The organism is Anatilimnocola aquadivae (assembly GCF_049819085.1).
GTDB lineage: Bacteria > Planctomycetota > Planctomycetia > Pirellulales > Pirellulaceae > Anatilimnocola.
The window spans coordinates 6,799,111-6,811,506 of the sequence record NZ_CP187419.1 but is presented as its reverse complement, the minus strand read 5'-3'; the positions used below and the strand labels follow the sequence as shown (position 1 = coordinate 6,811,506).

At 59.5% G+C, this 12,396-nt stretch carries 7 protein-coding genes; 3 read left to right on the top strand and 4 right to left on the bottom strand.

Translation table 11 applies throughout. The annotated features are described in order from the left end of the window. Positions 1–90: 90 nt before the first annotated feature. Both NA78x_RS26990 and NA78x_RS26985 read right to left on the bottom strand, forming a co-directional pair. Positions 91–1,821 (bottom strand): DEAD/DEAH box helicase, encoded by a 1,731-nt coding sequence (locus NA78x_RS26990; RefSeq protein ID WP_425615479.1) that lies wholly within the window; start codon positions 1,819–1,821, stop codon positions 91–93. 230 nt (positions 1,822–2,051) lie between these two features. Continuing rightward, positions 2,052–5,381 carry a hybrid sensor histidine kinase/response regulator gene (locus NA78x_RS26985; protein WP_425615478.1) on the bottom strand — a complete coding sequence of 1,110 codons (3,330 nt, stop codon included), beginning with the start codon at positions 5,379–5,381 and terminating at the stop codon, positions 2,052–2,054. Positions 5,382–5,628: 247 nt separating this feature from the next. On the opposite strand from NA78x_RS26985, the gene NA78x_RS26980 reads away from it, so the two are divergent. Beyond that, complete coding sequence (locus tag NA78x_RS26980; RefSeq protein WP_425615477.1) at positions 5,629–6,294, top strand: phosphoribosylanthranilate isomerase; 666 nt, start codon at positions 5,629–5,631, stop codon at positions 6,292–6,294. A 44-nt stretch (positions 6,295–6,338) separates the two neighbouring features. Here the strand turns inward: NA78x_RS26980 and NA78x_RS26975 are convergent, their stop codons facing one another. Then, the gene (locus NA78x_RS26975; protein WP_425615476.1) at positions 6,339–6,560 is read right to left on the bottom strand and encodes a hypothetical protein; all 222 of its coding nucleotides are present in this window, start codon (positions 6,558–6,560) and stop codon (positions 6,339–6,341) included. A gap of 239 nt (positions 6,561–6,799) precedes the next feature. Here NA78x_RS26975 and NA78x_RS26970 point away from each other — a divergent pair, with 239 nt between their 5' ends. Continuing rightward, positions 6,800–9,610, top strand: coding sequence for a serine hydrolase (locus NA78x_RS26970; RefSeq protein WP_425615475.1), 2,811 nt, complete (start codon positions 6,800–6,802; stop codon positions 9,608–9,610). Between the two features lies 1 nt (position 9,611). On the opposite strand, the gene NA78x_RS26965 is transcribed toward NA78x_RS26970, so the two are convergent. Continuing rightward, positions 9,612–10,370 (bottom strand): SDR family NAD(P)-dependent oxidoreductase, encoded by a 759-nt coding sequence (locus tag NA78x_RS26965; protein WP_425615474.1) that lies wholly within the window; start codon positions 10,368–10,370, stop codon positions 9,612–9,614. Between the two features lie 406 nt (positions 10,371–10,776). Here NA78x_RS26965 and NA78x_RS26960 point away from each other — a divergent pair, with 406 nt between their 5' ends. Continuing rightward, positions 10,777–12,351: a hypothetical protein gene (locus NA78x_RS26960; RefSeq protein ID WP_425615473.1), complete on the top strand. Its 1,575-nt coding sequence runs from the start codon at positions 10,777–10,779 to the stop codon at positions 12,349–12,351. The last annotated feature ends 45 nt before the right edge of the window (positions 12,352–12,396 follow it).

Here is a 12,396-nt window from a genome sequence, read left to right as displayed (position 1 = left end):
GCTTAAGTGCGGTTCGGCCCCTCACGCCGGCCCTCTCCCTGTTTTATCGTGGAGTACCACGAGTACCGAGGCGAGGGAGTGAGGACGGTATTAGCCTCGGCCAGCGGCTTCCGGGCGGCGCTTGCTCTTGAATTTGAACTGGAACTTGCTGCCGCTGCTGGCTGGCTTGGCCGGACGATCGCCTTGCGGGCGAGGTCCGTTGCTGGGGCGAGATTCGCCACTGCGCTGCGGACGATCGGAACCGAAAGGACGCTCGCCGCGAGGGCGGGCCTGATCGGCTGGGGGGCGATCTCCTTGCGGACGGTCGCCGTGCGGGCGACCTTCCGAGCGGGGCCGGTCGTTCGAGAACGAACGCCCTTCCGAACGTGGTCGCTCATCCCGTTGTGGGCGATCGCCACCGTAGCTGGGGCGACCATCGCGATTGCCACTGCTTCGATTGTCGCCAGGGCGGCTTCCACCTTGGCTGCCACCGCGCGAGTTGCCAAAGGGCTTGCGACCGCGAACGGCACCACCGAAGCGGAACTTGCCGGGCGGATTGGCCGGAGCCGATTTCTGTACGCCAACCTGCAGGATCTCGATTCCTTCCGGATGATCCTTCTGCACATCAAGCTTGCGGTTGATCAGCCGTTCGATATCGCGCAGCTCGGTCCGCTGTTCTTGATCGCAGAACGAGATGGCCAGACCAGCGGCACCCGCGCGACCGGTGCGGCCGATGCGGTGGACGTAGGTCTCGGGCTCGTTGGGCAGGTCGTATTGCACGACGTGGGTGATGTTGTCGACGTCGATACCGCGAGCCGCCACGTCGGTGGCGACCAGCACTTGAATCTGGCTGCCTTTGAACGCGTTGAGTGCTCGTTGGCGAGCATTCTGGCTCTTGTTGCCGTGAATGGCCTCGGCGCGAATGTCGGCCCGAGCCAGTTGCTTGCACACGCGATCGGCACCGTGCTTCGTTTGGGTGAAGACGATCGTCCGCTTGAATTCGGGGCGTTGCAGCAGGGCTGTGAGCAGATCTGCCTTTTGAGCCTTGGCGACGTGATAGAGCTGTTGTTCGATCAACTCGGTCGTCGCCTTTTCCGGTGCGATCTTCACGTGCGCGGGATTGCGCAGGATTTGATCGGCCAGAATTTGAATCGGCGGCGGCATGGTGGCCGAGAACAGAACGGTTTGACGTTGGGCGGGCAAGCAATCGCTGATCCGCTTCAGGTCGGGCAAGAAGCCCATGTCGAGCATACGGTCGGCTTCGTCGAGGACGAACATTTCGATCGTGCTGATATCGATCCAGCCTTGCTGAATCAAATCGACGAGGCGGCCCGGCGTGGCGATGATGATATCGACGCCTTGCTGCAACATGCGCACCTGCGGACCTTGGCTGACACCACCGTACACGGTGACGAAGCGGAGCCGTGTGTTGCGGCCGTAGGTTTCGAGGCTATCGGCAATTTGCGTTGCCAGTTCGCGCGTCGGCGAGAGAATGAGTGCCCGCGTGGGGCGACGGTGCTTGGGGGCATGCCGCGTGCGACTGAACGCATTGAGCATATGCCCGTGCTGGGGTTTGTCATGAAAGCGTCCCTCCCGCGACGGGGCGACTTCGCCACGGGCAGGTTCGGGTTGCTCCTTCGGCTTGGTCGTCGACAGGCGATGCAAAATCGGCAGCGCGAACGCAGCGGTCTTGCCGGTACCGGTCTGGGCACAGCCGAGCAAATCTTTGCCGGCCAGCAGATGCGGAATCGACTGAGCTTGGATGGGGGTGGGAACGGTGTAGCCTTCGGCTACCACGGCGCGCAGAATCTCTGGCGCTAACGAGAGCGATTCAAAGGACATGCTTGGTCTCTGGAGAGCAGGTGCTCTCGCTGGGAGAATCCCAGGACCGAAAGGTGGCGACCGCAAAACAAGCGGCAGCGAAAAAAACCATTGGACCTGGCGGCGGTAATCCAATGGCTAAAACCGAAAGGATCAATCCAGGTTCCATTCTAGGAGCTGGCAATCGACTTGGTCTAGGGGAGAAATGTGCGAACAGGCGCAATTTCTCAAAAGATCTGCAACAGCTTGCGTTAGCTTTGCCGAGGGGCCGACTCGGTCAGCAGTTTTTTCAGGACTTGCGGGTCCACCGGTTTCACAAAATGCTGGTCAAAGCCGGCATCCTTGGACCTTTGGCGATCTTCGTCCTGTCCCCACCCGGTTAAAGCTACCAGCAGGATCTGTCGCCCGGCGGACTGTTCGCGAATGCGCCGGCAAGCTTCGAAGCCGTTGAGCTTGGGCATGCCGATATCCAGGAAGATCACCTCCGGCAAAAACTCGCCAGCGATCGTCACGGCTTCCAGCCCGTCGTTCGCCTTGCGCACTTCGTTTCCCATGTACTTCAGCATCAGCGCCAGGCTGGTGGCCGAATCGACATTATCGTCAGCGACCAGGATGCGTCGCTTGGTGGAAGGCAGGGTCAACTTCGCGGTCCCTCCATTGGCCACCTTGGTCCCCGCCAGTCGAGCATCGAACAAAGGCAATCGAACGACAAACTCGCTGCCCCGATCATCCCCTTCGCTGTGCGCCGTCACTTCGCCGCCATGCATTTCGACCAAACGTCGGACGAGTGTGAGACCAATGCCCAGCCCGCCCTGCGCGCGTTCGAGAGTGCGATCGACTTGGGTAAACATGTCGAAGATACGCGGCAGCATGTTCGGCGGAATGCCCATGCCGGTATCGCGGACCTTGACGACCACATGACTCCCTTGCCGCTCGACAGACACGTCGATACTGCCGTCTCGTTCGGTGTACTTGGCTGCGTTGTTGAGCAGATTGGCAAAGACCTGACCCAGGCGAACCAGGTCGGCCGTGATGGGGAGCGATTCTTCGGGAATACTCACCTGCAGGCGATGTCCGCTGGCTTCGATCAGCGGGCGACTTGTTTCGACCGCGTTGTGAATCACGTCGCGCAGTTCGATTTTGGCGGGTCGTAGCTCGAGTTTGTTGCGGGTGATGCGGCTGACGTCCATCAGGTCGTCCACGAGCCGCACCATCTGCGCCAGTTGGCGTTCCATCATGGTGCGAGTTTCTTCGCTGCTTTCGGCGTCATCGCCGGCGATCTTCAGCACCTGCAGACCATTACTGATCGGCGCGAGCGGATTGCGCAGCTCATGAGCCAGCGTGGCGAGAAACTCGTCCTTGCGGCGGTCGGCCTCGGAGAGATTGGCAGCGAGCTGGCGCAGTTCATCGGCCATTTTTCGCTGCTCGGTCACATCGGTATTGGTACCAAACCAACGCACGATGCTGCCGGCATCATCACGAATGGGAATCGCCCGCGAGAGGAACCAGCGATAATCACCACTGGCGCTGCGGAGCGGAAACGTATCTTCCCAAGCTTCGCCGGACGAGATCGAGTGTTGATAGCGGGCCACAACGCGTGGCAAATGTGCCGGATCCTGCACGGCTTGCCAGCCCCAGCCTTCCATTTGCTCAAAGGTGGTACCTGTGTAGTCATACCAGCGGCGGTTGTACCAGAAGAGTGCGCCCGAGGCGTCGGCCATCCAAGCCAGCTGCGACATGTTATCGGCGAGTGTGCGAAAATCTTCTTCACTCTTCCGCAGGGCTTCTTCGGCCAGCCTGTGTTCGGTCACATCGCGCGAGACGGAGACAAAGCGACTGATCTGCCCGGAGGGATCCAAAATGGGCGCGATGCTAACATCCCACCAGCGGTCGGTACCCTTGGCTGTCGGACAAGCGCCCTGAAAGCGGGCGGAACCAGCAGCGCGAGCCGTTTCCATGGCGTTTCGCACTGCAGATCGTCCGGCTTCCGGCCAGAAAGAATCCCAGGGGCACCCTGCGAGTTTGCTGAAGTCGTCGATCTCCATCACGCGCTGGCCATTGGCGTTCATTTGCAAGACCGCGCCCGAAGCATCGATCACCTTGACGCAGTCGGGGCTGCACTCGAACACATTCCGGCTGAAGGCTTCACTTTGCTGCAAGGCATTGAGCGCTGTGGTGAGGTCGGCCGTTCTTCGCTGCACGTGTTCTTCCAACTCGTTGTTGATGCGCAGCAGTTCGGCTTCGGCCTGTTTGCGATCGGAGATGTCGTGCATGGCGACTACTGCGCCCAGCAGATGTCCCTGGTCGTCGCGAAAATCCTTGCCGCTGGCAATCAGCGTGCGGACCTTCCCCTCTTTGGGAGCAATCACCATTTCGACATCTGCCAATTGTTCGCCGCGCAAGGCGCGGATCAGCGGAATCTCATCCACAGCCAGCCGCGTGGTTCCATCGGAATGAAACAAGTCGTAATGCTCGGCCAGTTGCTCCGGCGCCACTGCCGTCGCGGGCAAGCCGTGAAAAGCACGGGTCGCTTGATTGAAAAGGGTGAGCTCACCGCGCTCGTTGCAAGCCACGATGCCCACCTGCACACTATCGAGCAGAGCCTGCAAAAACCGGTTATTCGCGGTCAAGGCAGCGGTTCGTTCGCCCACTCGCTGCTCCAACTGAGCGTGCGCTTGCCGCAGTTCATTCTCTTGCTGCTTGCGCTCGGTGATATCGCGGAACACGAGCACCGCGCCCGCGATCTTGCCGCGCGCATCACGAATTGGCGCGGCACTATCGTCGATCGGCCGCTCCGACCCATCTTTGGCAATCAGGATGGTGTGATTCGCCAGCCCCACGATCACGCCTTCGCGTAACGCTCGCAGCGCCGGGTTGTCGACTTTTGCACGGGTCGTTTCGTTGACGATCTGAAAAACTTGTTCGAGCGGCACGCCGCGAGCCGCCTCGGTGCTCCAGCCCGTGAGGTCTTGGGCGACCGAATTGAGGAAAGTGACACAGCTGTCGGTGTCGGTGGCAATCACGGCATCGCCGATGCTCGCCAGCGTGGTCTGCAGCAGTTCTCGTTCAGCATTGAGGTCAGTCAGGGCCTGAGAAAGCTCGCGCGTCCGTTCGGCCACGCGTTCTTCGAGCGCGAGATTGATCTGCTGCAGTTCGGTCTCGGCTTTCTGCCGGGCGGCGATTTCGCGTTCGAGTTCTTCCGGCGCGCGCATGCCCAACACGCGCGGAACGATCGGTACCAGAGAGAGGACGGTGACCCACGAGACGATCGCCGTCACAAACTTCAGCACACCGGCAAAGCGATAGATGGGCCACCAAAAAATGGCGGCATCCACCAGGTGCGTCAGGCCGCACAACAGAATGAACGCCCCAAACAACAGAAAGATGCCGCGAAACGGCAGGTCTTTGCGACGAGTGGCAAAATAGATCAGCACGACCGGAATAGCGAAGTAGGCCGACCAGATGCCCAGATCGGACAGAATGTGCAGCCAGCCAACCCACGGCGATTCGGACCAGCCAGGTCCGCAACTCCAGCGCGCGGGAAACCCGGTGGGGTCGAATAGTCGAAACAAAAAGGACATGTTCAGCCCTGCATACAAATAGAGATAGCTCGATCAGCCATCGCACCAAGACCGCGGAGTGAAGGCAGGGTGCCGCGCGTGCTCATGAAAATCGAGACTTCAGAATACACGAATCCGCTTCCCTGGGGGGAGGTATTCCGAAGTGCGACTCGGCAATTCACGGCGAACCTTCACTCGCTACAACCGTCTTTTTCCGCGAAGCCTGACATCGTTCCCGGATCCATCCAATTTGCGTAGCAAAGTCGACATGAATCCTTCATCCCGCGTAAAGATCTGTTGCATCGCCAGCATCCAGGAAGCAGCAGTCGCGGTACGGCACGGCGCGTCGGCACTGGGGTTGGTCTCGAAAATGCCGAGTGGACCCGGGCCGATTGAGGAATCACTGATTGCCCAAATTGCGGCGACCATTCCGCCGGCCATCGGTTCGTTTTTGCTCACCAGCGCGCAAAGTGTGCCGCAGATCATTCAGCAGCAACGTCGCTGCGGCGCGAACACGCTGCAGATTGTCGATCGGCTGGAAGTGGGCGAGTATCACGAACTGCGGGGAGCGCTTCCCGGCATTTCGCTGGTGCAGGTGATTCACGTCACCGGCGAAGAGTCCTTCGACGAAGCGTGCCAGATTGCCGAGCGGGGTGTGAATGCCCTGCTGCTCGACTCCGGCAATCCAAGCCTGGCCATTAAGGAACTCGGTGGCACCGGGCGCGTTCACGATTGGTCGATTAGTCGCCGCATTGTCACCGCCGTCAAGGTTCCCGTCTTTCTCGCCGGCGGGCTGAATGCCGGCAACGTCGCCGAGGCCATCCGCTCGGTCCGCCCCTTTGGCATTGATGTCTGCTCCGGTGTGCGCACCAAGGGTGAACTCGACGAGCAAAAGTTGTCGGCCTTCATGACGGCGATTGCTAGTTGCCGGTGAGCATCGACTCGATGGACCTTGCCTGAGCTAGCGCTTACTCCGCGTTAATCAGACGTTATCTGACTCCTGGGATTACGGCCAATCAATTGTCTTATTGAAAGAGGCATTCCCGCTTCCTCCAATGCGAACTCGAGAATCAGATTCAGTGATTCCTGATTCGCCAACTGTTGACGCAGACTGTCTTCGCTTACTCGCGATCGCCAAAGGGCTATCACAAGTCCAACCACCAGCATCAACCAGAGAAAGTCGCGGATGGTGAGTTTCATTGCCGCAATCCATCTTTGCACGATAACCGGCGGACCAGGCGCTGTTTGTGTCGTGATTCGCCTACTTCGATCGGAGAGCTTCTTCGCCGGCCTTCAACATCTCGTCCAGTGGGGGTCGCTCCGACGGATCGAGCAACAGACGACCTGCATGGTAACCTTTGCCACCGCTTGCTGAAATCTCGGAGCCACGAGGCTATAACGGGAGTTCCCGAAACGGATCCTAGCTCCGAGAATTCATCATGAAGCTGCTTACGCTCCCCGTTGTTAGCGGACTATTGTTGCTGTGCGGATCGATCGCCGCTGCGGAGCAGTACGACGTGCTGATTCAGGACGGGCGAGTTGTCGATGGAACCGGCAATCCGTGGTACGTGGCCGATATTGCCATCAAGAATGGCCGCATCGCCAAGATTGGCGACGTCGACCCCAAGGAATGCAAGACGCTCATCAATGCCCAAGGGCTGATTGTCGCTCCCGGCTTTATCGACATGATGGGGCAGACCGCCACCCCGTTGCTGCGTAATCCCATGAGTGCCGCGAATCTGCTGGCCCAAGGGATCACAACCATCAACTGCGGCGAAGGTGTTTCGCAGGCTCCGCAATCAGAAGAAGCCGCGCGCACTGCGGGCTGGCAATCGATGGCCGAGTATTTTCAACTGCTCGACATGAAAGGACTGCCCCTCAATGTGGTGCAGACCGTTGGCCATACGCAGGTGCGACTAATTGTGCTCGGCGACGATGATCGCCGGCCGTCGCCAGAAGAACTGCTGCGGATGAAGGAGATGGTTCGCGAAGGAATGAAAGCGGGGGCAATCGGCGTTTCGACTTCGCTCATTTATCCGCCGGCTGTGTTTGCCAGCCAGGAGGAGATCGCGGAACTGAGCAGTGTCGCCGGCGAATACGGCGGCAAGTACTACACACACATGCGAAACGAAGGAGACAAGCTGACCGAAGCCATCGACGAAGCTCTGGCGATTGGCACCCAGGCGAAAACGCCGGTTCACATCTTTCACCTGAAAGCCGCCGGGCAACAGAACTGGCCGAAGATGCTCCAGGCCATCGAGAAAATCCAAGCCGCTCGCGGCAGCGGCCAGCAAGTGACCGCTGACATCTATCCCTACATAAACAACGGCCTCGGCATCGCCGCCCTGATTCACCCTCGCCACTTCGCCGCTGGTGATGCCGCCCTGCGAGCCAAGCTCGACGACAAAGAGCTGCGAGACACCATTCGCAAGGAGATGGAATCCGAAGGTGGCTGGGAGAACTGGTTCCGGCACATTGGCCAGGATTGGAACAAGCTGATCGTCGGGGTCGTGGCCGATGAATCGTTCAATGGCACGCAAGGACAATCGCTGGCCGAGATTGCCAAGGGCCGCAAGGAAGATCCGTGGGAGACCTTCTTCACACTCGTGAAGGCGAGGGCGTTTGTCTTGCCCGAGAGTATGACCGAAGCGAATGTGAAGCTGGCGATGCAGCAAGAGTTCACTTCCTTCTGCACTGATGTCGGCCCGGCCAGCGGAACTAGCATTGCGTCGCATCCGCGTGGCTATGGCGCTTTCCCTCGCATGATCTCGCGCCTGGTGCGCGAGCAAAAAACAGTGTCACTTGAGCGGGCCATCGCCCAGGCCACGGCTGGAGCCGCAAACAAAGTCTCAGCCTACGATCGCGGTCGCCTCGTCGAAGGTGCAGCGGCCGACATCATCGTGTTCGATTATGAAAAGTTCACCGATCAGGCGACGTTCGCCCGCCCGCATGAACTGGCCACCGGCATGCAGCACGTCCTGGTGAATGGACAGATCGTCTGGGACGATGGCAACCCAACTCGCCGGCGTCCTGGTCGCGTCCTGCGCGGATCAGGCTACGTCGGCTCACCCGCGTCAGTAACCAGCGACAAGAACTCGCCGGCCGAAATCGCTTCGCTCGATGCATTCTTCCCCAAATTCATGGAACAGCACTCGGTACCGGGCTGCAGCGTGGCGGTGACCAAGAATGGCCGTCTCGTTTACTCGCGCGGTTTCGGCCTGGCCGACGTCACCACGCGGGAGCCTGTCTCGCCAAGCAGTTTGTTTCGTATCGCCAGCATTTCGAAGCCGATTACCGCCGTCGCGATTCTGCAACTCGTCGAACAAGGCAAGCTGAAACTCGATGACAAGGTGTTTGATGTCCTCAGCTATGAGCCGCTGCTGGTAGGAGACGCCAAGGTCGATGAGCGGCAAAAAGAGATCACGATTCGTCAACTGTTGCAGCATCGCGGTGGCTGGGATCGTGGTAAATCGTTTGACGGCATGTTTCAGTCGGTTCGCTTTGCCGACGCGCTCGGCAAACCGACCCCGCCCGAGACCGACGACATCATTCGCAACATGCTGGGCCTACCACTCGACTTTGATCCCGGCGAGCGCTATGCCTATTCCAACTATGGCTACTGCTTGCTCGGACGCGTGATCGAGAAACTGACCAAGCAGCCTTACGACGAGTACGTCAAGCAGCATGTCTTGCAGCCACTCGAAATCACTTCGATGCAAATCGGAGCGTCCCACCTGGAAGGTCGCGCTCCGAACGAAGTGCGCTATTACGATCCTGGTCTCGGCGAATCGGTCTTCGAGAGGAATCAGGGGCAGAAGTGCGCTTCGCCCTACGGCACCTTCTATCTGGAATCGCTCGATTCGCACGGCGGCTGGATCGCTTCGGCCGTCGATCTGGTTCGCTTTGGCAGCGCCTTCGATGATCCCGCGAAGTGCAAAGTGCTCAAACCCGAATCGATTGGCGAGATGTACGCTCCACCCACCAAAACGAAAGCCGAGACGTTTTATGCGCTCGGCTGGAACGTGCGCCCCGCTGGCAACGGCAAGCTGACAACCTGGCACACGGGCTCGCTCCCCGGCACTTCGACCATTCTGATGCGCCGCCACGATGGGTTGGATGTTGCTGTACTCTTTAACAGCCGCACCAGTCCGACCGTCGAGCATCTGACGCAGGCTTTGGAAAAGCCGCTGCATCAAGCCCTGAATGAAGTCCACGACTGGCCGAGCGACGACTTCTTTCTGGCCAAGTAACTCAACGCATGCCGCCCGAGATGTAGAGCGTTTCGCCCGTCAGCCAAGAGGAGTCGCTCGAAGCAAAGTAGACGACCGCCGGCGCGATGTCTTGAGGCTGGCCGATACGGCCCAGTGGCGTTTGCGACTCCACTTGCTTGCGGAAGTCACTTCCGTCAATTCCCGCCGAATGAAAGCCTTCCGTCTCGATCATACCTGGGTTTACCGCGTTGACGCGAATCTTGCGCGGACCCAGTTCCTGTGCCAGCGAGCGCGTGATGGCATTCACCGAAGCCTTCGTCGCACTATAGACCGAAGCTTGTGGCAAACCGGACGCGGCGACCGAACTGATGTTCACCACACTGCCCCCTTCAGGACCAAAGTGCTTCGCAGCTTCTTGCGTCGTAAACAACAGGCCCAGCACATTCAGATTGAACTGCTTGTGGAAGTGGTCGGCATTGATCGCTTCGAGTGGAGCGAATTCGTAGATGCCCGCATTATTGACCAGCACGTCGAGACGGCCGAAAGCCTTCTTCGTTTCGGCGAACAGTTTTTCAATATCTGCCTGCTTCGAGACATCTGCCTGGACGGCTACCGCACGTCCGCCGGCTTTTTCGATATCGAAGACGACTTTGTCGGCCCCCGCCTTGCTCGAAGCGTAGTTCACCACGACCGCTGCCCCGGCGGCGGCTAGTTGGCGGGCGATTTCGGCCCCGATCCCTTTCGAAGCTCCGGTGACGACTGCTACTTTGCCGGCCAGTTTGCTGGATGACGTCGACATGGCTCATTCCTTGTGTTGGATGTTTGACCTTGGCCGAACAGGCCGCGGCAGGTGACACAGGGAACTACCGGGCGGCCGCAACAATCCAACAGGGAGAGGGAAAAATCTGCGGCCGGCGTGTCAAACCGCAAAAGGGGGGTGTCCAAACAAGGAGCCCTTCATTGGACAGCAAATAGCGCCGTTCTCGGGTTTGAGGGGCAATGTCTGTCCAATTAAGACCGTCTTGGTTGGACAAGTTGGTTGGCCAAGGTGCCAAAATCCGGATGCTGGCGGAGGGCCTTTCGCTGCGGCCGCAGAGCAGCGGAAGGCAAGAGAGCCGTTGATTGCTTGCCGCGCACGCCCCAGATACGATGACGCGGTCTAGGACTTCCTTTCCCGTCGTACGACTATTGTGGAGTGGTTTGCCATGCACCTGCCTCGCTGCTTAAACGCGCTTGTCGCGAGTTGTCTGCTGGTTGCCGCCAGTAATGTCGCTTACGCAGACGTCAAACTTCCTCCCTTCTTCAGCGACCACATGGTGCTGCAACGTGACGGCAAAGCCCCGATTTGGGGAACAGCCGCCGCGGGCGAAAAGGTCACCGTTCGCTTTCGCGATCAGGAACTGGCCAGCACCGCCGACGACAAGGGAAATTGGCGAGTCGAACTGAAGGGCCTGAAAGTTGGCCCCCCAGCGGAACTGACCGTGGCCGGTAAGAATGCGATCACGCTCAAGGATGTGCTGGTTGGCGAAGTGTGGGTGGGTTCGGGGCAATCGAACATGGCTGGTACCGTCGGAGGCTATGCCAAGAACGATCCGGAACTCGCCAGACTGGCCGCAACCGCCTTTCCCCAGATTCGTGGCTGCGGCGCGAATAGCGCCTGGACTGTCTCGTCGCCGCAAACCAATGGCCGCTACTCGGCCCTGTTGTTTTCGATGGCCGTGCGCTTGCACGAAGAGCTTGATGTTCCCGTGGGCATGATGCTCGGCGCTGTCGGCGGCACACCATCCGGTGCCTGGCTCAGCCCCGCGGCACTCGCCGCCGATCAACCCAGCCAGGCTTTGCTCGCTGACTACGAAAAAGTGTACGCGGCCCAAAAGAAGAAGTTCGACGAAGTCGATCTGCCTCGCTGGAAGCAAGGTGCAGAGAAAGCCAAAGCAGCCGGCAAAGAAGCAGGACGCCAGCCGCAACCACCGCCGGCTCCCGGTACCGTCAGCGGCAAGCCGATCGGCCATTTGTACGAGAAGCACATCCAGCCTTTGGTGGGCTATGGCATTCGCGGCGTGCTCTGGGATCAAGGCGAAGCCCGCACGCAGGTTGGCGGTGTCGACCAGTACACCATGATGAACGCGCTCATTCGCGGCTGGCGCAAGGAATGGAACGCTGGCGAGTTTCCTTTCATCTATGTGCAAAAGCCCAGCGGCGGCGGTTGTAACTGGGATGTTCCCGCGTACATTGGGACCGCACCGGCGGTTCCGCTTCCTGTGATCATTCAGCGGTTCTCGCCGCTCCCCCAAACCGTGCCTACCACCCAGGAAGGGCTCTTTGCCGAAGACTATCTCAAGATGATGAAGATCCCGAATGCGGCCATGGTCATCAGCACCGATCTGGGTCCGGGCATTCATCCCATCCTCAAGTCGGGCTATGGTGGCCGCGCGGCGAAGGTCGCCTTGGGAGCAGCATACGAAAAGCCCGTCGAATACTACGGCCCCGTGTATGACTCGCATGCGGTTGAAGGAAACACGATTCGCGTGAAGTACACCCACGCCAAAGGCCTGACGGTTCGGCACAGCGACAAACTGCAAGGCTTTGCGATTGCCGGCGACGACAAAGTCTTTCATTGGGCCGACGCCAAGATCGACGGCAACACGGTGATTGTTTCCTCACCGGCAGTCACCAAACCCGTTGCCGTTCGCTATGCTTGGGGGAACAACCGCACCTGGGCCAACCTCTTCAACCAGGACAAATTCCCCGCGGTCACCTTCCGCACCGATGCGTGGTAGCCTGCCACGTCTGGTTGTGCACCACACCATCCAGCCCAGTAGCAA